General features: G+C 63.3%; 26 protein-coding genes. 17 read left to right on the top strand and 9 right to left on the bottom strand.

Annotation, left to right across the window (positions count from 1 at the left end; translation table 11 throughout):
• Positions 1–2 precede the first annotated feature (2 nt).
• The 6 genes from HK107_RS05485 (at position 3) to truB (ending at position 4,747) form a co-directional block, all read left to right on the top strand.
• Positions 3–1,676 (top strand): nitrite/sulfite reductase, encoded by a 1,674-nt coding sequence (locus HK107_RS05485; RefSeq protein WP_173197460.1) that lies wholly within the window; start codon positions 3–5, stop codon positions 1,674–1,676.
• A complete protein-coding gene (locus HK107_RS05490) occupies positions 1,660–2,055 on the top strand; it encodes a DUF934 domain-containing protein (RefSeq protein ID WP_173197462.1) in 396 nt (131 codons plus the stop codon). Before HK107_RS05485 ends, HK107_RS05490 begins: the two co-directional genes overlap by 17 nt.
• Positions 2,052–2,771, top strand: a complete 720-nt coding sequence (locus tag HK107_RS05495; RefSeq protein WP_173197464.1) for a phosphoadenylyl-sulfate reductase — start codon at positions 2,052–2,054, stop codon at positions 2,769–2,771. Before HK107_RS05490 ends, HK107_RS05495 begins: the two co-directional genes overlap by 4 nt.
• Positions 2,772–2,825: 54 nt before the next feature.
• On the top strand, positions 2,826–3,200 hold the full coding sequence (gene rbfA, locus HK107_RS05500; RefSeq protein WP_173197466.1) for a 30S ribosome-binding factor RbfA: 375 nt from the start codon (positions 2,826–2,828) through the stop codon (positions 3,198–3,200).
• 120 nt (positions 3,201–3,320) lie between these two features.
• On the top strand, positions 3,321–3,707 hold the full coding sequence (locus tag HK107_RS05505; RefSeq protein ID WP_173197468.1) for a hypothetical protein: 387 nt from the start codon (positions 3,321–3,323) through the stop codon (positions 3,705–3,707).
• 77 nt (positions 3,708–3,784) lie between these two features.
• Complete coding sequence (gene truB / locus HK107_RS05510; protein ID WP_173197470.1) at positions 3,785–4,747, top strand: tRNA pseudouridine(55) synthase TruB; 963 nt, start codon at positions 3,785–3,787, stop codon at positions 4,745–4,747.
• Here the strand turns inward: truB and HK107_RS05515 are convergent, their stop codons facing one another.
• Positions 4,748–4,894 (bottom strand): hypothetical protein, encoded by a 147-nt coding sequence (locus tag HK107_RS05515; protein ID WP_173197472.1) that lies wholly within the window; start codon positions 4,892–4,894, stop codon positions 4,748–4,750.
• Positions 4,895–4,906: 12 nt separating this feature from the next.
• Entirely contained in the window at positions 4,907–5,182 is a 276-nt protein-coding gene (locus HK107_RS05520) for a hypothetical protein (protein ID WP_173197474.1), read from the bottom strand.
• A 99-nt stretch (positions 5,183–5,281) separates the two neighbouring features.
• Here HK107_RS05520 and HK107_RS05525 point away from each other — a divergent pair, with 99 nt between their 5' ends.
• On the top strand, positions 5,282–6,685 hold the full coding sequence (locus HK107_RS05525) for an amidohydrolase (RefSeq protein ID WP_456299595.1): 1,404 nt from the start codon (positions 5,282–5,284) through the stop codon (positions 6,683–6,685).
• Complete coding sequence (locus HK107_RS05530) at positions 6,685–7,980, top strand: amidohydrolase family protein (RefSeq protein ID WP_173197476.1); 1,296 nt, start codon at positions 6,685–6,687, stop codon at positions 7,978–7,980. The genes HK107_RS05525 and HK107_RS05530 overlap by 1 nt, the downstream gene beginning before the upstream one ends.
• Positions 7,981–8,019: 39 nt before the next feature.
• Here HK107_RS05530 and HK107_RS05535 read toward each other — a convergent pair whose 3' ends face one another.
• Genes HK107_RS05535 through HK107_RS05555 form a run of 5 tightly spaced genes read right to left on the bottom strand, consistent with a single transcriptional unit; the run spans position 8,020 to position 11,568 of the window.
• Positions 8,020–8,295, bottom strand: a complete 276-nt coding sequence (locus HK107_RS05535; protein WP_198912307.1) for an HPr family phosphocarrier protein — start codon at positions 8,293–8,295, stop codon at positions 8,020–8,022.
• Entirely contained in the window at positions 8,292–8,711 is a 420-nt protein-coding gene (locus HK107_RS05540) for a PTS sugar transporter subunit IIA (RefSeq protein WP_173197478.1), read from the bottom strand. Before HK107_RS05540 ends, HK107_RS05535 begins: the two co-directional genes overlap by 4 nt.
• A gap of 13 nt (positions 8,712–8,724) precedes the next feature.
• Complete coding sequence (locus HK107_RS05545) at positions 8,725–9,177, bottom strand: hypothetical protein (RefSeq protein ID WP_173197480.1); 453 nt, start codon at positions 9,175–9,177, stop codon at positions 8,725–8,727.
• Positions 9,174–10,904 (bottom strand): sensor histidine kinase, encoded by a 1,731-nt coding sequence (locus HK107_RS05550; RefSeq protein WP_173197482.1) that lies wholly within the window; start codon positions 10,902–10,904, stop codon positions 9,174–9,176. Before HK107_RS05550 ends, HK107_RS05545 begins: the two co-directional genes overlap by 4 nt.
• On the bottom strand, positions 10,873–11,568 hold the full coding sequence (locus HK107_RS05555; protein WP_173197484.1) for a response regulator transcription factor: 696 nt from the start codon (positions 11,566–11,568) through the stop codon (positions 10,873–10,875). Before HK107_RS05555 ends, HK107_RS05550 begins: the two co-directional genes overlap by 32 nt.
• A gap of 175 nt (positions 11,569–11,743) precedes the next feature.
• On the opposite strand from HK107_RS05555, the gene HK107_RS05560 reads away from it, so the two are divergent.
• The 4 genes from HK107_RS05560 (at position 11,744) to HK107_RS05575 (ending at position 14,966) form a co-directional block, all read left to right on the top strand.
• Positions 11,744–12,283 carry a methanogen output domain 1-containing protein gene (locus HK107_RS05560; RefSeq protein WP_173197486.1) on the top strand — a complete coding sequence of 180 codons (540 nt, stop codon included), beginning with the start codon at positions 11,744–11,746 and terminating at the stop codon, positions 12,281–12,283.
• Positions 12,270–13,382, top strand: a complete 1,113-nt coding sequence (locus HK107_RS05565) for a sensor histidine kinase (protein WP_173197488.1) — start codon at positions 12,270–12,272, stop codon at positions 13,380–13,382. Before HK107_RS05560 ends, HK107_RS05565 begins: the two co-directional genes overlap by 14 nt.
• Before the next feature lie 53 nt (positions 13,383–13,435).
• Entirely contained in the window at positions 13,436–14,368 is a 933-nt protein-coding gene (locus tag HK107_RS05570) for a hydrogen peroxide-inducible genes activator (protein ID WP_173197490.1), read from the top strand.
• 175 nt (positions 14,369–14,543) lie between these two features.
• Positions 14,544–14,966 (top strand): hypothetical protein, encoded by a 423-nt coding sequence (locus tag HK107_RS05575; RefSeq protein ID WP_173197509.1) that lies wholly within the window; start codon positions 14,544–14,546, stop codon positions 14,964–14,966.
• Here the strand turns inward: HK107_RS05575 and HK107_RS05580 are convergent.
• Positions 14,944–15,234 carry a 4a-hydroxytetrahydrobiopterin dehydratase gene (locus HK107_RS05580; protein ID WP_173197511.1) on the bottom strand — a complete coding sequence of 97 codons (291 nt, stop codon included), beginning with the start codon at positions 15,232–15,234 and terminating at the stop codon, positions 14,944–14,946. The genes HK107_RS05575 and HK107_RS05580 overlap by 23 nt on opposite strands.
• A gap of 140 nt (positions 15,235–15,374) precedes the next feature.
• Between HK107_RS05580 and HK107_RS05585 the strand changes: the two genes are divergently transcribed.
• The 4 genes from HK107_RS05585 (at position 15,375) to HK107_RS05600 (ending at position 18,643) form a co-directional block, all read left to right on the top strand.
• Positions 15,375–16,454: a DUF1036 domain-containing protein gene (locus HK107_RS05585; protein WP_173197514.1), complete on the top strand. Its 1,080-nt coding sequence runs from the start codon at positions 15,375–15,377 to the stop codon at positions 16,452–16,454.
• On the top strand, positions 16,451–17,152 hold the full coding sequence (locus HK107_RS05590; protein ID WP_173197516.1) for a pyrimidine 5'-nucleotidase: 702 nt from the start codon (positions 16,451–16,453) through the stop codon (positions 17,150–17,152). Before HK107_RS05585 ends, HK107_RS05590 begins: the two co-directional genes overlap by 4 nt.
• Before the next feature lie 219 nt (positions 17,153–17,371).
• A complete protein-coding gene (gene dapD, locus HK107_RS05595; protein ID WP_198912308.1) occupies positions 17,372–18,196 on the top strand; it encodes a 2,3,4,5-tetrahydropyridine-2,6-dicarboxylate N-succinyltransferase in 825 nt (274 codons plus the stop codon).
• Between the two features lie 99 nt (positions 18,197–18,295).
• The gene (locus tag HK107_RS05600; RefSeq protein WP_332871492.1) at positions 18,296–18,643 is read left to right on the top strand and encodes a MarR family winged helix-turn-helix transcriptional regulator; all 348 of its coding nucleotides are present in this window, start codon (positions 18,296–18,298) and stop codon (positions 18,641–18,643) included.
• A gap of 80 nt (positions 18,644–18,723) precedes the next feature.
• Here HK107_RS05600 and HK107_RS05605 read toward each other — a convergent pair whose 3' ends face one another.
• Positions 18,724–19,431, bottom strand: a complete 708-nt coding sequence (locus HK107_RS05605; protein ID WP_173197520.1) for a c-type cytochrome — start codon at positions 19,429–19,431, stop codon at positions 18,724–18,726.
• A gap of 125 nt (positions 19,432–19,556) precedes the next feature.
• On the opposite strand from HK107_RS05605, the gene HK107_RS05610 reads away from it, so the two are divergent.
• Entirely contained in the window at positions 19,557–20,408 is an 852-nt protein-coding gene (locus HK107_RS05610) for a prephenate dehydratase (RefSeq protein ID WP_173197521.1), read from the top strand.
• Positions 20,409–20,429 lie beyond the last annotated feature (21 nt).

The raw sequence follows: 20,429 nt of genomic DNA on the forward strand, positions 1-20,429 counted from the left end.
CCATGTACCGCTATGACGACATCGACCGCGCCATCGTGCGCGACCGGGTATCCGAGTTCCGCCGTCAGGTCGAACGCAGGGTCTCAGGCGCGATCACCGAGGACGAGTTCAAGCCGCTCAGGCTGATGAATGGTCTCTATCTACAGCTCCATGCCTATATGCTGCGGGTAGCCGTTCCCTACGGTACGCTGAACCCTGATCAATTGCGGGTGCTGGCCTCGATCGCCCGGGATTATGATAAGGGCTACGCGCATGTCAGCACACGGCAGAACTTCCAGTTCAACTGGCCGAAGCTCGCCGACACGCCGGATATTCTCGAACGCCTCGCAGAGGCCGAGATGCACGCCATCCAGACGAGCGGCAACTGCATCAGGAACACGACGACCGATCACTTCGCAGGCGCTGCCCAGGGCGAGGTCGAAGACCCGCGCATCACCTGTGAGGTGATCCGTCAGTGGTCGACCTTCCACCCGGAATTCACCTTCCTGCCAAGGAAATTCAAGATCGCCGTGAGCGCGACGGAGCATGACCGTGCCGCGATCCAGGTCCATGACATTGGTCTCCAGCTCGTGAAGAACGATGCTGGCGAGCCGGGCTACAAGGTGCTTGTGGGTGGTGGCCAAGGCCGAACGCCCATGATCGGCGAATGGCTGCACGATTTTCTTCCGCAGGCAGAGCTTCTGTCCTACCTCGAAGCGATCTTGCGCGTCTACAATGTCTACGGACGCCGGGACAATATGTACAAGGCGCGGATCAAGATCCTCGTCAGCGAGATGGGTCTCGACGATTTTCGCGCCGCTGTGGAGCGGGAGTTCGAGCACTTCCGCGCCATGGGCCCCGGCGGATCGATCGACTTGCCCGAAGAAGAGCGCGCGCGGATTGCGGGCTATTTCGCACCGCCTGCCTTGCCTGAGCGGGCAGGGGCGAGCGAAGCCTTCGACAATGCTTTGGCGTCAGACAAGGATTTCGCCCGTTGGGTCAGGCACAACCTCCATCCGCACAAGGAAGAAGGTTATGTCTCAGCGACCGTCTCGCTGAAGCCTACGGGTGCGCCTCCGGGCGACATCACGGACACGCAACTCGAGGTCCTTGCGGACATCGCAGAGCGCTTTGGCTATAGCGACGTCAGGACGACCCATGAGCAGAATATGGTCCTTCCGCATCTGGCGCTTGATGATCTTTATGCAGTCTATCAGGAGCTTGATGATGCAGGCCTCGCGACCGCCAATGCGGGGCTTTTGTCCGACATCATTGCCTGCCCGGGGCTCGACTATTGCAACCTCGCCAACACGCGCTCGATCCCGGTGGCGAACCGTATCCAGGAGCGCTTCGAAGACATCGACGCGCAATCGGAGATCGGTGAGCTGAAGATCAAGATCTCCGGCTGCATCAATGCCTGCGGGCACCACCATGTGGGCCATATCGGGATTCTTGGCGTCGATAAGAAAGGGGAGGAGTTCTACCAGCTGACCCTCGGCGGCTCGGCCGATGAGAGAGCGTCGATCGGCGAGGTCGTCGGGCGTGGTCTTTCTACGGACGAAGTGGTTGATGCCGTCGAGCGCGTGATCAGTCGCTATCTCGATCTCCGTCAGTCAGCAGACGAACGCTTCATCGATGCCTATCGCCGCCTCGGCGCGGAACCTTTCAAGGAGGCGCTCTATGCCGAAGCTGCTTGATCTTAGGGCCGGCGACATCGCTGAAGCGCCAGAGGCCGATCTTGCGCTGGCCAATGATATTGATCTGATGACGGAAGAGCTTGCTCTTGAAGGCGTATCGTCTCTCCGGCTGGAGCTTCCTGCTTTCAAGGATGGGCGCGCCTTTACCCAAGTGCGCGTGCTGCGGGAGCGCCACGGTTTCACTGGAGAGATCCGCGTGGCGGGCCACGTCATCCCCGACCAGGCATTGATGCTCCATCGTCTGGGTGCGGATAAGGTCGAGATCACCGACGAAAGCCGCGCCGAAGACTTCCGCGCGACTCTCTCTTCCTACCGGTTCGCGTATCAGCGCCCGGTTCGGGAAGAGCCGGCCTTTGCGCTCAGGCGGGGCAAGGCATGACCACGCACCTCGCGGTTGTCCCGGCCGCTGAGACACCAGAGGACTGCGCCCGGCGCCTCGCCCGTGAGTTTCACGGCGCGGATGCCGAGGCGATCCTCGATCATGCCATCCGCCATGCCTTCACGGAGGAGATCGCGCTCGTCAGCTCCTTCGGTGCGGAGTCCGCTGTGCTCCTCCATCTGGCGAGCAGGGTCGATCCGTCCGTACCCGTGGTGTTCCTCGATACCCAGAAGCATTTCGCCCAGACCTTGAGCTACCGACGGAAGCTGGCGTCAAAGCTTGGCCTGACGGACGTCCGGGACATTCGGCCGGATGGGGGCGAGGCGGCTGAAATCGATCCGCATGGCGACCTCTGGCGCCGGGATACCGATGCCTGCTGTGACTTGAGGAAAGTCCGTCCCCTGAAGACCGCGCTTGACGGGTTCGGAGCCTGGGTCACGGGACGCAAGGCGTTTCATGGCGGGGAGCGTGTGAGCCTTCCGGCGTTCGAATGGAACGGGAAGCACTTCAAAGTAAACCCGCTGGTCAGCTGGTCCCGGGACGACGTGGCGTCTTACATGGAGCTGCACGAGATCCCGCAGCATCCCCTGGTCGAGCAGGGTTATCCCTCGATCGGCTGCTGGCCATGCACCCGGCCGGTGGGCGACGGCGAAGATGTCCGGGCTGGCCGCTGGTCGTCGTCGGACAAGGCCGAATGCGGCATCCACGTCCGCTAGGCGCATCTCCATCGCAGGTTGCGAAAAGGGCAGTCGGCGCCTAGCTCTCCTCCCATGGCATCACGCTTTTCACAGACATCCAAAGGCCCTTCCCAGCGCCAGCTGCGCGCGGGGGAGCTGATCCGGCACGAACTCGCCCAGGCGCTCCAGCGCGGCGAAGTCCATGAGCAGACCCTCGAAGGGCTCAACATCACCGTCACCGAGGTTCAGGCCTCGCCCGATCTCAAGCACGCCAACGTCTTCGTCACGACCCTAGGCGGGATCGATGTCGACGGTGCTGTGGAGAAGTTGAACGCTGCGGCACCGAAGATCCGTCACGCGCTCGGCCCGAAGCTGGCTCTCAAGTTCCTGCCTGAACTGAGGTTCCGCAAGGACGAAAGCTTCGATCACGCAGATCGCATCTCGGAGTTGCTGCGCGATCCGCGGTGACATTCTGCGACAGAATAAATGCCAGGCGGCCCTAGCGCTCACCCCTTCGAATTGTTAACGTAGGGTGCAAAGAGACACGTTCTGCGCGATGGGCTCGCGTGAGGGCATTTGGAGGGTGGCATGTTTTTCCGGCGTAAGAAGGACGACGATTCGGATCTCCAGCAGGAGTTCGAGGCTGTGAAAGCTTCGGTCGAGGGCACGCTGCCCGACGCCGTTGAAGAAGAGCCGGTAACCGGCCTCACGCCGATTGCAAGCGCGCCGCTGGTTTCGAGCGAAGCCACCATCCGCCTGTTCCCGGGCTTTGAGCACGAGGATTTCGAGGTCGGTTTCGCTGCCGAAAGCGCTGAGCCGAGCCTTGTCATGCGCTGGAAGGATGGCGGCAGCTGGTTCACCATGCCGGCCATGTTCAACCGCGCCGTGCTCTCCTCGATGGATGAACGCGAAAGCGCCAACGACCTGCCGCGCCTCCTGCGCAGCTACGGCTATGATGTTGAGCCGCGCGCCTAACGGGCACGCCAGCGCTTGACGAAAGAGGGTCTGGGGCATAGCCCCCGGCCCTTTCTTTTTGTCTGGAGACGAGGCGCATGGCGCGGCGGAAAAAGGGCCGGAAGGTCCACGGCTGGCTTATTCTCGACAAGGGCTACGATGTCGGCAGCACCGAGGCAGTGTCCCGGATGCGCTGGTTCGCCGATGCCCAGAAAGCAGGCCATGCGGGCACGCTCGATCCGTTGGCGACGGGTATCCTGCCGATTGCGTTCGGCGAGGCGACGAAGACCGTCCCCTTCGTGCAGGACGGGCTCAAGACCTACCGCTTCACCGCGCGGTGGGGTGTTCGGACCACCACCGATGACCTCGAGGGCGAAGTCGCTGAGGAGTCAGATGTCCGCCCTGACCGCGCAGCTATCGAGGCGATCCTTCCTGACTTTACGGGGACCATCGAGCAGGTTCCGCCGCAATTCTCGGCGATCTTGGTGAATGGTGAGCGCGCCTATGACCTCGCCCGCGACGGGGAAGAGGTGAAGCTGAAGCCCCGCGAGGTGGATATTGAAGACCTGCGCCTCGTCGAGATGCCTGACGCGGACCACGCGGTCTTCGAGGCGGTGGTGGGCAAAGGCACCTATGTGCGGGCGCTCGTCAGGGACATGGCGGAGAAGCTTGGCACGGTCGCCCACGTCTCGGCGTTGAGGCGTACGGCGGTGGGGCCCTTCACGGAGGATCAGGCGATCACGGCAGAAGAGGTCACCGGCGTTGCCGATGATGTGCGCCTGACGCCTGAGCAGCGTGACCATGAGCGCTTCGATGGCTGCCTCGTACCGATTGGTGAGGCGATGGCTGAGTATCCCAAAGAGAAGGTCGCCCCCTTCGAAGCATCGCGTCTCCGTTCAGGGCAGGGGATCGTTTTGACCCCGAACCGGGCGAAGGTACTGCGCGCCGGTCACTCCGGCGAGCTCGAAACCGTGCTCGCCGAGAGCGATGAGGGCGAGGTCGCGCTTTGCCGTCTCGACGGCCTGACGCTCGCGCCTCAGAAAGTCTTCCAACTCGGCTGATCAGTCCTCGCTGTCGTCCTTTTTGGCTTCGGAGTCCTTAGCCTCCTCGGCCTTCTCGACGGTGGCCTGCGTCCGCGCCTCGTCGTCGGTGCGGAAGTCGCGGTAGCGGTCCATGGTGCTGTCGTCTTGCATGGGAAGTTCGCGCATTGGGGGCTCTCCTTAGTTGCTGCGGTCGATGAATTTGATGAAGCGGCTCTTCGACCCGTCCTCGGTCTCCTCCTGAAGGAGGGCGGCGAGGGACTTGTCGTCAAAGTGATCGAAGAAGGTGTCCCAGCTGACGGTCTCGAGATCGTCCTCGTCCTGGAACTTGATCCTGAGGATCACACCTCTCTGGCTGTCGTTGAGCGTTTCGCCCACGAAAGCAGGCTCGCCGCCTCTCGCTTCCGCCCAGGAGCGGATCTTGTCGTGGTCGGTGGTGGTCATGGCTTCGGACATGAGCGTGCCTCCTTTTGCCCCACGGACACGGTGGGGAGGGGCAGCGTTCCGCCGTTGAAGCCCGGGGAGAGTTCCTTCACGTAGGCGCGGACTTGTCGAATGAAGGGACGTCAGATGATGAGGCTGTTGTTGTTGGGAGTGGGGGCTGTGGCGCTGGCTGCCTGTGGCTCCGAAGACGAAACCAAAAGTGCGTACCCGGACAAGGATCCCTTCCCGTCGACCTATCAGCCCTACCCATCGGAAAACCTGATCATCGTCGGCGCGACGATCCTGACCGGCACCGGTGAGAAGATCGAGAACGGCGTTGTCACGGTCATGAACGGTGAGATCGCCTCGGTCGGCCCGGCGGCGAACATCCGCGAACCGAAGGGCTTCACCAAGATCGACGCGACGGGAAAGATCATCACACCGGGCATCATCGACCTTCACAGCCACCTTGGCGTCTATCCCAGCCCGTCCAACCGTTCGACCTCGGACGGTAACGAAGCGACCTCGCCGAACACGGCAGGCGTCTGGGCAGAGCACTCGATCTACCCCCAGGACCCGGGTTTCGGCCGCGCGCTGGCCGGGGGCGTGACGAGCCTTCACGTGATGCCGGGCTCTGCCAACCTCTTCGGCGGCCGAACCGTGACCCTGAAGAACGTTCCCTCACGGACGGTTCAGGGCATGAAGTTCCCAGATGCGCCCTACGGCATCAAGATGGCCTGCGGCGAGAACCCCAAACGGGTCTATGCGAGCCGCGGCCCTGCAACCCGCATGGGTAATTTCAAGGGCTACCGCGAGGCATGGATCGGCGCGAAAGCCTACAAGCAGGAATGGGACGGGTACGCACGAAAAGTCGCTGACGGCGAAGGCGGTAAGGCTCCCTCGCGTGACCTTTCCAAGGAAACCCTAGCGGGCGTCCTCGATGGCGATATCATCGTCCATATGCACTGCTACCGCGGTGACGAGATGGTCAACGTCCTCGATATGGCCGAGGAGTTCGGCTACAAGGTCGGCACGTTCCACCACGCCATCGAAGCCTACAAGGTCGCTGACTATCTTGCAGAAAACGAGGTATGCGCAGCAGTTTGGGCGGACTGGTGGGGCTTCAAGTTCGAAGCCTACGACTCCGTTCGGGCCAATGCAGCGCTCGTCGCAAACCAACCGGGCGGCTGTGTGGTGATCCACTCCGATGATGGTGTCGGCATCCAGCGCCTCAACCAGGAAGCCGCCAAGGCGATGGCTGACGGCCGCAAGATCGGCATCGATTTCAAGCCGGAAGAAGTGATCACCTGGATCACCGCCAACCCTGCGAAAGCCGCCGGTATCATTGATGAGACCGGCACGCTCGAAGCGGGCAAGGATGCGGACTTTGTGATCTGGGATACCGATCCTTTCTCCGTCTACGCACGACCGGAGCAGGTCTATGTCGATGGCGCCCTGATGTTTGACCGCGAGGACACTGCGAACCAGCCGGTCTTCGATTTCGAGCTTGGCCAAGCCGGTCGGGAGGACGTGTAATGTTTTTGAAAACCCTTCTCTCCGCCGCCGCCGCCCTGACCTTGGGCGCGGCAGCCTTCGCCCAGACGAACACGGTCGCCATCACCAACGGTGAGCTTCATATGACGTCTGCTGATGGTGACGTCGTTATGGACGGTACCATCCTGATCCGCGGTGGCCGTATCGTTGGTGTTGGTCAGGACCTCGATGTCCCTGACAGTGCCGAAGTGATCGACGCAGGCGGTATGCCTGTGACGCCCGGCTTCTTCGTCTCCATGTCGGCCATCGGTCTCAACGAGATTGGCGCCGTCCGCGAGGCCAACGATCAAGGCACGGACAATATGGCGCTCTCCGCCGCGCTTGATGCACGGGACGGCTACAATGCCGATAGCTCCGTCATCGACGTGACCCGGGCTGGCGGCATCACCCGGGCCTATACGACACCTTCCGCAGGCGGAACGCTGTTTGGCGGCTGCGGCATGGTGATCTCGATGGAGCGCGGCTTTGACGCCATCGTCGAGCCTTGCGCTGCGCAGGTCGCAACCCTTGGCGAAAGCGCCGCGGGCCAGACGGGCGGCAGCAGGCAGGGGGCCATGGCCACCTTCCGCCGCGCCCTTGAAGATGCCATCGCGTATGATGACGATCCCGAGGCTTACGCGGCATCGGGCGCTGAGAACCGACTGTCGGTAGAGGACGCCAGCGCCCTCGTCCCAGCAGCGATGGGTGATCAGCTGATGATGATCAGCGTGCACGGTGCTTCCGACATCCGCCGGGTGCTGGAGCTTGTCGAGCGCTATGATCTCGATGTCGTGCTGGTCGGCGCGACCGAAGCATGGCGGGTGGCCGATGAGCTGGCCGAGGCGGAGGTTCCTGTGCTGATCAATCCGCTGGCGAACCTGCCTCAGTCCTTCGAGCGGATGGGCGCGACCCTCACGGCGGCGCAGAAGCTGTCGGACGCAGGGGTTACCGTCGCCTTCTACGACGCGGGCATCGGGTACACGCACAATGCTCGCCTCCTGCCTCAGCTTGCAGGCAATGCAGTGGCGAACGGCATGGACTACGCCGCTGCGATGCGGGCCGTGACTCTCACGCCTGCGGAGATGTTCGGTCTTGGCCGGAGCCTTGGGACGCTCGAGCGCGGCAAGCTGGCTGATGTCGTGATCTGGGATGGCGACCCCTTCGAAGTGACGAGCCGTCCTTCGCGGGTCTTCATCGAAGGCGAGGAGAAAAGCCTCGAGAACCGCCAGTCGCGTCTTGAAGAGCGGTACAAGGACCTCTCGCGCGGCGACAAGCCGTTCCAGTACCGGAACCGCTAAGCCTCACGCTCCGTCTGCGGATTACCACTGCAGGCGGAGCTACTCCTCTTCGTGGAAGCCTGCTTCGATCAGGTCTTTCACCGCGGTGAGAGACTCTTCAGCGTCAGGGCCTTCCGCATAAAGATCGACGCTCGACCCTTTCCCAGCCCCGAGCATGAGAAGCGCCATTAAGGAGCGGGCACCAACGGTGGTGCCACCTTTCGAAAGGGTGATCCGGCTTTCGAACGGCGCTGCCGTCTCGCAGATCTTGGCAGCGGCCCTCGCATGGAGGCCGCGCATGTTGACGATCGTGACGGTTGCCGAGGCGGTGCTCACGCAGCGCCCTCTTCGCCTTTCAGGACCCAGGACGCGACGGAGATGTATTTCCGGCCGGCCTCATGGGCATCGCGGACAGCGTCCTCGATCGAGGTCATCTGGCGGTAGGCTTCAGGCGCGAGCTTGATCAGCATGGGGAGGTTCACCCCGGCGATCACTTCGCTCTGGGCCTCTTCCATCACAGCGATGGCAAGGTTCGAGGGCGTGCCGCCAAACATGTCGGTGAGGATGACCGAGCCCCTGTCGCCGCCCGCTTCCTTGGCCGCGCGCACGATATCCCGGCGGCGCTTCTCCATATCATCGTCAGCGCCAATGCAGACAGCGCGCATTCCTGGCTGGGGCCCCACCACATGCAGGGCAGCCTGCAAGAGTTCCTTGGCGAGGTTGCCGTGGGTCACGATCACGATGCCGATCATCGGGCGGTTCTCCTTAACCGTCGGGTCCTGGTTCAAATCCGCACCACAATGACTGGCCGGATGCAAGAGACCTGAGCGCCAGTCTCAGGCCAGCTGCGGTGATGTGCTCAGGATCTGCAGGCACTTCGCGCGCGTTGTCGAGGGCTGGCTCGCTCTCATCATACTCCGTGGGGCCGAGCTTCACGAGGAAGTCGATGCCCATGGGCGGCGCCTCGCGCACCTCGGCGATGCCCATGCCGCGCAAATGGAGGAGGGGCCCGGTCGCAGGGGGCTCGGCCCATCCGCCGCCGTCGAACTTGACGAGATCATCCGCGATCAGCCCGGTCCGCTGGTAGGGGCAGTGGGCGATCAGCTCGGCGGCGAGCTTCGACTTACCGCACCCCGGCGGCCCGACGAGCATGACCCCGCGCAAGGGGCTTTCTTCGTCGAGGGCGATGCCGAGGGCTGTTCCGTGAAGTCCGCTCAAAAACCGCCCCCGGTATGGACCGGGAGTTCAATGTGGAAGCGCGCCCCTGCTGGCGAGGTGTCAAAGTCAGGGTCGCGGGGCGGCAGATTCTCGCACCAGATCCGGCCGCCATGGCTCTCGACGATCTGGCGCGCGATGGCGAGGCCGAGGCCTGAGTTCGAGCCAAACGTCGCCCCTTGCGGGCGCGAGGTATAGAAACGGTCGAAGATGCTCTCGAGGTTCTCAGCCGGCACGCCGGGTCCTTCATCGCTCACGGTGACAAGCAGCGAAGACTGGCCCGAACCGGGGGCCTTCTCAAGCGCGACTGTCACTGCGCCTGAACCCGGAGAGAAGCTGACGGCATTGTCGATGAGGTTCCTGACGACCCGGCCAAGAGCTGCGGGGGCGGCGAAGATGCCCTGCTTGCCGTCCGTTTCGTCCCAGAAATTGACCACGGGACCTCCCGCGTCCGTCACTGCGCGGTAGCTTCCAGCAACGTCGCCGACGAGCTTCGAAGCGCTGATCGCGTGGCGGGTCTCGGTCGCGAGCTGCGCATCGAGGCGGCTGGCTGACGAGATGTCGGAGATCAGCCGGTCCATGCGCTCGACGTCGAGGGCGATCACTTCCATCAGGCGCGCGCGCTGCTCGTCCGTCTTGCACTTGTCGACAGTTTCGATGGCGCTCTTGATCGAGGTGAGGGGGTTCTTGAGTTCGTGGGAGACGTCGGCGGCGAAGCTGTCGATCGACTCGATCCTGTCCACGAGGGCCTGGGTCATGGCCTTGAAGGCGCGGGAGAGGCGGCCAACATCGTCGCGCCGCGCGTCATAGTCAGGCAGCTCCACCTGACCCGCGCGGCCTACCGAGGCCCGCACCTTCTCAGCTGCGATCGCCAGCTGACGCAGGGGATGCGTGACCGCTGCGGTCAGGCCAAGGGCGCAGAAATTGGCAAGCCCGAGGGTCAGGACGATGATCGGCAGGAGAGCGCCGCGGACCCTCTTCGAGACGACGTCGATCCCTTGGCTCTCGGCCACGACAAGACCGCGGGTCGCACCACCTTCCACCACTGGGATGGCAATGGATGCGACGAGCTTGCCCTGGGGGTCGTAGCGCAGGTTCTTCCCAGAGCCCGGTGCGCCATTGAAGATCGCAACGACCTCGTCCTCGATCGTCATATCGGTAATCCGACCCCGGAGCGGCCACTCGAAGAGCACCTTTTCGACCCAGCCCGTCATTGTCTCACCCACGCCGCCCGACATGGAGGTCAGGGGAAGGGCGTCGGGGATCGGGACAGCAGCCGGAGAGGGATCATTCTTCGGTACGTTTTCGGCAACGAAACGAGGAAGGCCGCTCTCGGACCGGAAGAGTGAGACCCGGCCGTCAAAGCCTGCTGTGGCTTCGCCGAGGACGAGGGTCGCCTTGATCGGATCATCGAGGCAACTGCCGCCGCCGCAGGCCGCCAGCGCATCGCCGGAGACGGCTGCTCGGGCGAGGACGGCCTGGCGTTCGACCATCTCGACCCGGGCCGTAAGAAGCCCGTCGCGATAGGCGCTGATCGCCATGGCGCCGAAGGTCAGAAGGATGATCCCGAGCGTGTTGCCGATGAGCAGCGCGCCGCCGAAGCGCCCGCCAAGCCGTGCAGGCTTGGCCAGCTTGATCCTCGTCGCCTTCGGAAAAGCAGCCCGCGGTGCTTCCGCAGCCTCGGCCCCCCGCGTGACGTCAGTCGCTCTTATACTTGTAGCCGACGCCATAGAGGGTCTCGATCCCGTCGAAGCTTGGGTCCAACTGCCTGAATTTCTTGCGGATACGCTTGATGTGGCTGTCGATCGTGCGGTCATCGACATAGACCTGGTCATCGTAGGCCGCGTCCATCAGCGCATCGCGCGACTTCACGAAGCCGGGGCGCTGGGCGAGGGAGTGAAGGATCAGGAACTCGGTGACGGTCAGGGTGACCCCTTCGCCCTTCCAGCTGCAGGCATGCTGCGGCGGGTCGAGGGTGAGCGAGCCCCTGCGGATGATCTGGTCGGCATCGTCGCGGCCTGAGGTTGGCGCGGAGGTCGTGCGCCTGAGGACCGCCTTGACCCGCTCGAGCAGGAGGCGCTGGCTGAACGGCTTTTTGACATAGTCGTCGGCACCCATGGTGAGGCCGAGCATTTCGTCGATCTCTTCGTCCTTGGAGGTCAGGAAGATGAAGGGGACGGAGCTCTCGGCGCGCAGGCGGCGGAGGAGCTCGACGCCATCCATGCGGGGCATCTTCACGTCGGACAGGACAAGGTCAGGCGACTTGGCGAGAATACCGTCGAGCGCTGATGCGCCATCGGTGAAGGTCGTGACGCCGTAGCCCTCGCTCTCGAGCGCTATCGAAACAGACGTCAGGATGTTCTCGTCGTCGTCAATCAGGGCGATCGACGCCATGCGCTCTCTCCCACACTGGCCCCGCAGGAGAACTACCAGCGAAAGGTGGGTGATAGACTAACGTTGCCGTTGGCGTTTGATCCGCCTTTTCATCTGTCGAGATTGCGTGCGCCGTTTAGAACATCCTTAGATTGTGCCGTTTAGGCTCCTTTTAGCCTCGAGAAGGAGCGTGCCCATGAGCGCCACCGCCATCCGTGATGAAACCAGCTTTGCCGATCTTCCGATCGAGAGGGACCGTGATCAGTTCCTCCGTGAGCTGATAAGGGAGCTTTCAGGTGTCCTCGAGAGAACCGTTGGCCTTGAGGACGCAGAGGGCTTCATTGCCATGGTCGGCGACCGGCTGGGCCACGTCATGAATGACGAATACAAAGCGGCGCTCGGCAAGGAGACACTCTCGCGGCGTGAAATCGCAAAGGCGCTTGTCGATCTCAAGGACCGGATCAAGGGCGGCTTCTCCGTCGAGCGGATCGAAGGTGACGCCATCGTCCTCGTCAATGACCGCTGCCCCTTTGGCCGGTATGTCCATGACCGGCCATCGCTCTGCATGATGACATCGAACGTGTTCGGACGGATCGCAGCGGAGAATGAAAGCTTCGCAGAGGTGACGATCACGGAAGCCATTGCACGAGGCGATAGCCGCTGCCGGGTCGTGGTCTCGTTTGGAACCAGCGCCGAAGGGAACCACGAAAGCCGTTCCTACTATGCCGCTGATTGACGAGCGCGTCCTCTCAGACCTGTTCGTAGGCGGACAGACGGCCCAGGTGGTGACTGACGACGCCATGAAGGTCCTCTTGGCCAACAAGGCAGCGGCGAGGCAGTTCGGCCTGAAGGCAAGGGACCCTCTTCCTACGGCAGACCCTGAGGCCCTGTCCCGCGCGATGGCCGAGGCTTCGGGGACGGACCGGTGGCATGTCGTCAAGACCTGCGATCATCAGGGCGAGCGTATCGACCTTCACGTCCGCCGCCTGAGGTCCAGCCGCAGCGGGAAGCTGTTTGCTATCAAGCTCAGCCGCACCGGCCGTGAGCGTCAGGCCTTCCTTGAGCTGAAGAAAGCTGACCGGCGCGCTCAGGAGAGCTTCGCCCAGGCGCGGGCCGAGGCCCTGCGGAACCAGTTCCTGACGTCGGTCAACCATGAACTCCGCACACCCCTGACCTCCATCCTCGGAACCCTTGATCTCGTCACGTCCGGTGCCTTGGGGCCCATGGACGCCCGCGCCAGGGGCATTCTCGAAAATGCCGCTGTGAGCGCGCGATCGCTCTTGAAGCTGGTGAATGATCTTCTTGATGCGGAGCAGATGCAGGCAGGTGCATTCCACGTCGACCTGCAGCCGACAAGCCTTGGCGCGGTCGTCCGTGACGCGGTCGGTGCTGCGGCAGGCTATCCGAGGGCGGGGAATGTGTCGGTCCTGATCGAGGACACAGCCGAAGGCGACGTCGTCGCCGATCCCGACAGGCTGAAGCAGATCATTCTCAACCTGCTCTCCAACGCACTCAAATTCTCGCCGCCGGGAGGGATTGTCCGCGTCAGGACGGAACGGCTGAGCGCGCACGTCCGGCTGACGGTCGCCGATGAAGGCCCAGGCATCCCGGCAGCCTTCCACCCCCAGGTCTTCCAACGGTTTGCGCAGGCCGAGCCCGGTCGCCGTGGCCAGACGGCCAGCACAGGCATCGGCCTTGCGGTGGTGCGGGAGCTGACACGGTCCTTCGGCGGGGAGGTCTCTTTCGACACAGGCGCAGGCACGGGCACCCGCTTCCATGTGGATCTCCGGCCTGCAGGGAATGAGCGCGCAGGCCTCGTCAGGGTGGGCGGCTGAAGATATAGCCTTATCCTATAGGGCCGACACAGGGCCATTGGAGAGGCACACCGATGCAGGGACGATCCCAGGACATCACACTCAGGCAGCTGCGCTACCTCGTGGCGCTGAAGGGTGGGGGTGGCTTCAGGAAGGGCGCTGACCTCGCGGGGATCAGCCAGCCCAGCTTCTCCGCCCAGATCAAACTGCTCGAGCAGACCCTCGGCGTCAGGGTCGCCGAGCGGGGCAATGGCAGCTTCGCCATGACGCCGATCGGGCGTGAGCTGGTGGCGAACGCTGTCGACATCCTCGACCGGGTCGATGGCCTCGTGAAGATGTCCGAAAGCGGCCCGCTGACAGGGGTTCTGCGCCTTGGCGTCAAGGCAACGCTTGGCCCTTACCTCATGCCCGGGGTGGTCAGGCAGCTGCACAAGACCCACCCGTCCCTGCGTCTCTTCGTGCGCGAAGGCCCGCCCGTGGACTTGGAGCGGGAGCTGACCGATGGCCTCCACGACGTGGTGCTGGCCCAGCTTCCCTTGGGTAGCGCTGACGTCCAGTCGATCAGGCTCTTCCGCGAAGGTCTCTTTCTGGCCGTGGCCACTGATCACCCCCTCGCAGGGCGCGAGACGTTCGAGCCGTCCGACCTGTCGGGCCTCGACGTCCTCTCGCTAAGCCCCCGCTATCACCTCCATGACCAGGTCCTGAGGCTGTGCGAGGAAAACGGCGCGCGGTTGCGGCGGGACTATGAGGGGACGAGCCTTGATGCCCTGCGCCAGATGGTGGGCATGGGGCTGGGCGTGACCTTCCTGCCTGCTCTTTATGTGAACTCGGAGGTGCGGGGTGCTGGCGACGTGGCGGTTTTGAAGCCGAAACGAAGCCAGCTCGCCAGATCCGTGGGGCTTGCATGGCGGCGGGGATCGTCGCTGACCGAGGCCTATGAGGCGATCGCCGAATCTGTCCGCAGCGTGGTTGGCGGCGGTACATGGGGCGTAACGCCCGAGGCCTGAGCCGATGGGCACTGATAGTTTCAGGCTATAGGGATTGCCAAATCTACTCCTGAATTCATATCAGCCTCATCGGAAGTTCACCGGCTGCGGCAGAGAAACCTGTCCCCACTGTCTGCCGCCACCCTCCCCAAGGTGATCTTCCGTCTGTTAGCGGTTGGGGAGTTGAGGAGTGAACATGATCCTTGCCTCCCTTGCCGCCATTATCCTGAGCGAAGCACCTGTCCCCTTTGACTTCGCCCCGGACCTCCGCGGAGACCCATTCGCCGATGGCTCCGCTCCGGCACTGGCTTTGCCCGACCCTGATGGGCTCCCTATCCCCCTCGCATTGACGGGCAAGCCGGTGCCGGCGCTTCCTTTCGAACTATCCGAGAGCGCCTCCTCGGATGAAGATTGGCCGCGGCCGGAAGACGCCTCTGCACGGACGCCTTACGCAGAGGATCTCTACCGCCGCGAATGCCCTGCGGCGTCGGGGATTGTCCTCGGAAAGCTTCCCCCGAACCCTGGTTACCAGGGGTCATCGGACGTGGTTTTCCTTCACAGCCAGGACATTCCCGACGCCTGCGGCGGCAAACGGCTCAGGGACGTAGCGCGTCGATAAAGCCCGCCATCGCGACGTCGCGCTCGGACAGACCGTCAGCGTCATGGGTCGTCAGTGTGATCTCCACACGGTTGTAGACATTGAACCATTCAGGATGGTGGTCATGCTTGTCGGCATAGATCGCCACCCGGCTCATAAAGCCCCATGCCTCGTTGAAATCTGAGAACTGGAGCTTGGTCTCCGCGGCGTCCTTGCCGTCCGCCGGTGACCAGGCAGGGTGGTTGTCGAAGAAGGCTTTGCGGGCGTCTGCCGAGAGTTTTTGAACCATCACCGCCAGCTAGCGCCGGAGGGCGGGCTGGCCAATCGCCAGATGACAGTTTCGTCCGCCTTATTAACCGTGCTTGATCGAAGCCGTGGAATAGCGGAGAAGACATCCCGTCGAGGATCGTTCATCACGACGGGGCTGATTTGCTGAAACTGACCATCCGCCTGGCGGCCTTCGCCATTGTGCTCGCAGCGCTCGGGACGACCAGCGCGCGGGCTGAGTACAGCCTTTGCAACAAGACAAGCTTCGCGCTGTCGGCGGCCCTGGGGTTTGTCGAGGAGGACAACCTCCTGACCCGCGGCTGGTGGCGCCTGCGCCCCGGCGAATGCAAGACGGTGATCTCCGAAGGGATCGAGGCGGGACGCTACTATGTCTACGCCGAGGCTATCCCGGGCCACCGTGGCGAGCTCAAGACCTGGTCTGGCGAGACCCCGCTCTGCGTTCAGAACGACAGCCTCTTCACCCTGCGGGACCAGTCGGTCTGCAAGGAGGACCCCAAGCGGTCCCGTGACTTCAACGGCGTCGATGTCACCTCCGAGGATGGCGGCAACTTCACCACCGATTTCACCGACGAGAACAATTTCACCACCTACCAGGCGCAGGTCGCGGGTGTGCAGCGGCTCCTGTCCGACGTCGGCTTCGACATCGGCGCGATCGATGGCCAGTTCGGCGCGACCACGAAGTCGGCGCTCCGCCAGTATCGCCGCTCGCGCAATCTCGGTCAGGACGGTGTCATCGACGATCAGGTGATCGACGCGCTGATCACCGAAGCGAACAATGAAGACGCCAAGCTCGGCTTCTTCTTCTGCAACGAAACTCTCCTTCCGGTCTGGGCAGCGTTTGCTCAGCCCACCGATGATCGCGAAGGCTATCGCTCTTCGGGCTGGTGGCTCTTGGAGCCTGACAGCTGCGCCAAGGTGCGCCGGGGCGAGCTCGCGGCTGAGCCTTACTACGTCTACGGAATCATGCAGGCAGAGGACCAGGAGCTGGTCCTCGCAGGTGGCGACACGACGTTCTGCGTCTCCGCGGTCCAGTTCGATGCAGGCTCTGACCTCGCCTGCGAAGCATCAGGCTTCGACGAGGCAAGCTTCCGCCGTATCGACACGGGCGGGGAGCGGGCATGGACCTTCGTCTTCCGCGCTGAGCAGTTCAATCAGGACCTTGTCAGGACTGAAGAACCTGCCGCCGAAGTGATCGCCGACGAAGAACCGTCCGAGCAGTGACGATCCCTGGAAAGGCCTCGTTTGCAGGCGTCACGGACTGGGTCTTCGATCTCGACAACACGCTCTACCCCGCGAGCTGTAATCTCTTCGCGGAGATCGACCAGCGCATGACGGGGTTCATCGAGACGCTGCTCGATCTTGACTATGACAGTGCACGGAAGATTCAGAAGGGTCTCTATGTCGAGCACGGCACGACCCTCGCGGGGCTGATGCGCGAGCATGACGTGGATCCTCACCGCTTCATGGAGCATGTTCACGAGATCGACCTCAGCAAGCTCACGGTCGAGGACGGCCTGCGTGCGGCACTCGAAGCACTGCCGGGCCGCAAGTTCGTCCACACGAACGGAAGTGTTCGGCATGCGGAGAATGTGCTTGGCGCGCTTGGGTTGACCGGCGTCATGGACGATGTGTTCGATGTCGAAATGGGCGGCTGGATCCCTAAGCCTTACCGGCAGAACTATGACCTCAGTCGCCAGCATTTCGGCCTCGACCCGGCAAAAGCTGCGATGTTCGAGGACATGGCGGTGAACCTCGAAGTGCCCCACGCCGACGGCATGACCACGGTGCTCGTGACCACGGATGCGCCCTGGATTGCTGACGAGCCGGCCGAGAAACGCCCTGGTGCGTCTGCCGATGCTGAGCATGTCCACCACACCACGGGCGATCTGGTGGCATTCCTCCGGGACATTGCTGGCTGACGGACAAGGTGCCGCCTCCCTCTCCCCTCGCGAGAGGGAGTTGAGCGCTGAAGGCGATCGACGGTGAGGGCCTTCAGCGCGCCGCCCTTCAAGCCCTCACGCGAAATCGGAGATTTCGACCTCTCCCGGAGGGAGAGGTGAGCCTCCTCCCAATCCGCAATCCGCAGATTGAGCGTTTCGGTTCTGGCCTAGCGGGATCGTTCCCGCTATTAGCGCCCGATGGACATGAACCAAGCCCGCCAGCTCATCGATGCAGGCTTCGACGCAGCTTCCAGCGTCGATGAAGCCGACCTCAAATCCGCCGTTACTCATGCCCTCAAGGGCCTCGACGATGGCAGCTACCGCGTCGCCTCCAAGGGCGATGATGGTCAGTGGACGGTGCATCAGTGGCTGAAGAAAGCGGTGCTTCTCTCCTTCCGGCTGACGCCCAACGGCACGATCCCCGGCGGTCCCGGCGGCGGCAACTGGTTCGATAAAGTCCCGTCCAAATTCGAAGGCTGGGACGATGCAGCCTTCGCCGACGCAGGCTTCCGCGCCGTCCCGCCAGCAGCCGTCCGGCGCGGCAGCTTTGTCGCCAAGGGCGCGGTGCTCATGCCGTCTTACATCAATATCGGCGCCTATGTCGGTGAACGGACGATGGTTGATACCTGGTCGACCATCGGTTCCTGCGCGCAAGTGGGCGCGGACTGCCATATCTCCGGCGGCGTCGGGATCGGCGGTGTCCTCGAGCCGCTTCAGGCCGAGCCCGTGATCATCGAAGACAATGTCTTCATCGGTGCCCGCTCGGAAGTCGCCGAGGGCGTCATCGTCCGCGAGGGCGCGGTGATCTCGATGGGCGTCTTCCTCGGTGCCTCGACCAAGATCGTCGACCGCGCGACCGGCAATGTCTCCTACGGCGAAGTTCCGCCCTACGCTGTGGTGGTCCCTGGCACCCTGCCGGGCTCATCGCCCGAGGCGCCTTCGCTGGCCTGCGCCGTGATCGTGAAGACCGTTGATGAGCGCACCCGCTCGAAGACGGGCATCAACGAGATTCTGCGCGGCTGATCAATCCCGGGTGGTGCGTTCCGTTTAGACCGCCCTGTCAAGTCTTGTTCCAAGAGTCCTGTTTCGATAACGAAACAGGAGATACCGGAGTCCCTGTTCGTGAGTCAGACGGATTTTCTTACCCCTTGGCGCGATGTGATGGTGGAGCTGGTCCGCGGTGACCAGCCGGACCTTTCCATGCGCCAGTGGGCTCTCCTTCTGACGGTCTACCTCACGCCGGGACCGCACACCGTGCGTCGCCTCTCCGAAGACCTCGAGGTCCCGAAGCCGGCGATCAGCCGCGCGCTCGATGCGCTGTCGATCCACGGCCTCGTGAAGCGCGAGCGCGATGAGGCAGACCGCCGGGTGGTGCTGGTTCGCAAGACGCCGGACGGCTCTGAGTTCATCGACCGCTTCGCTTCGGCGGTGGATGCCAGCGAGCGTTCCTCGGACCTCGGCTACTACTGATCCAAGCTGCCAGCCGGCCAAGAAAAAGCCGCCCCGGTACGGGCGGCTTTTGTGTTTTCGGCCGAGGGTGACGGGTCGGCTTAGCCGTCGTCTTCCATCGTGTTGACCTCTTGGTCAGGCAGCTCGGTCTCGCCCGGGCCCGGCGCTTCGAAGTCAACGCCGTCAGCGGCTTCTGCAGCAGCCTCTTCCATCGGCGCTTCTTCGGCAGCCGGCGGGACGCATTCGGGGACCTCGATCGGGTTGTCCGAAAGCGAGCCCAGATAGAGGAGAATGTCAGCGCGCTTGTTATCCTTGCGGATCGCCTGGTTCATGTTGGTGCCCGGCACATAGGCGGAGCTGTTGTAGAGGTACTGGTCGAGCTTGTCGTAGGTCCAATCGCCACCGAGAGCCTTCAGCGCACCGGAGTAATCGCCATAGCCATCGACGCTTGCGACTTCGCGGCCAAGGACGTTCCAGAGCTTCGGACCGGTGAGGTTCGCGCCGCCTGCGTCAAAGCTGTGGCACGCTGCGCAGACGCCTGCGCTGCGCTGGCCGCGGGTGGCGTCGGCTTCGGCAAGGAGGCAGCCCAGGGAGACCTGCACCTCTTCGACCTGTGCACCGCCGGAAACGGCGAGTTCGGCGTAGGGCTGGTAAGCGAGGCCGAACGGATTGTCCTCTTCGTACTCGTGGCCATGGTGGCCACCGAACACGACGCCCATGGTGTTCACGACCACTGGCAGGCCGATGAAGAGAAGCAGGACGATCAGCACGACAGCTGCGAGTTTGTTACTGAACAGGGAGTCTTTCATGGTACGGCCCGGACCTTGTATCGTGTCTCAAAAGGGCGGATCCCGCCCCCATTTGCGCCGCACATAGCCCCCAAGTCCTCCAATCGCAACGCGCCGATTGGTCCATTTACAAAGGAACACCAGCCTTGGCGAAGATTGCGTACCAGGGAGAGCCCGGCGCCTTCAGTGAATTATGCTGCGCAGCCTTTGCAGCAGGTTACGAACCCGTGCCTTTTCCGACCTTCGACACGGTCTTCCAAGCGGTGAACTCCGGCGAGGTCCAGGCGGCGATGGTCCCGGTGGAGAACTCGCTCGCGGGCAGGGTGGATGATGTCTACCGCCTTCTGCCCGACCGTGATCTCGCGGCGGTGGCGGAGCATTTCCTGCCTGTTCACATGCAGCTGATGACCCTTCCTGGCGCGGACCGTTCGAAGCTGAGGATCGTCAGGTCCCACCCGATGGCGCTGAGCCAGTGCCGGAAGACGATCAGGCGGCTGGGCCTCATCCCTGATGCTGCGCGGGATACAGCTGGCGCGGCGCGGGAGCTTCGCGATTCCCAGGATCCCGAGGTCGCGGTTATCGCGCCCCGCGGCGCCGCCGACCGCTACGGCCTCGAAATCATCGAAAGTGACTGCCAGGACGCCGACCGCAACGTCACCCGCTTCCTGCGCCTGCTTCCCGAGGCGGAGGTGAGCTGGCCTGCCCCCGGTGCTGTGCCGATGCTGACAAGCTTTGTCTTCCGCGTCCGCAACATCCCGGCCGCACTCTACAAGGCGCTCGGCGGTTTCGCGACCAACGGCGTCAACATGACCAAGCTCGAAAGCTATCAGGAAGACCACAGCTTCGAAGCCACCCGCTTCCAGGCCGAGGCCCAGGGCCATCCCGATGACCCGGCCATGAAGCGCGCCCTCGAAGAGCTCGAATACTTCACCTCCGACCGCAAGATCATCGGCGTCTTCAACGCCGACCCCTACCGCATCAGCCGCCAGATCGGGTGAGGCTGCGCCCCGCGTAAGGGA

Origin of the sequence: Parvularcula mediterranea, assembly GCF_013085255.1 — a bacterium.
Classification (GTDB): domain Bacteria; phylum Pseudomonadota; class Alphaproteobacteria; order Caulobacterales; family Parvularculaceae; genus Parvularcula; species Parvularcula mediterranea.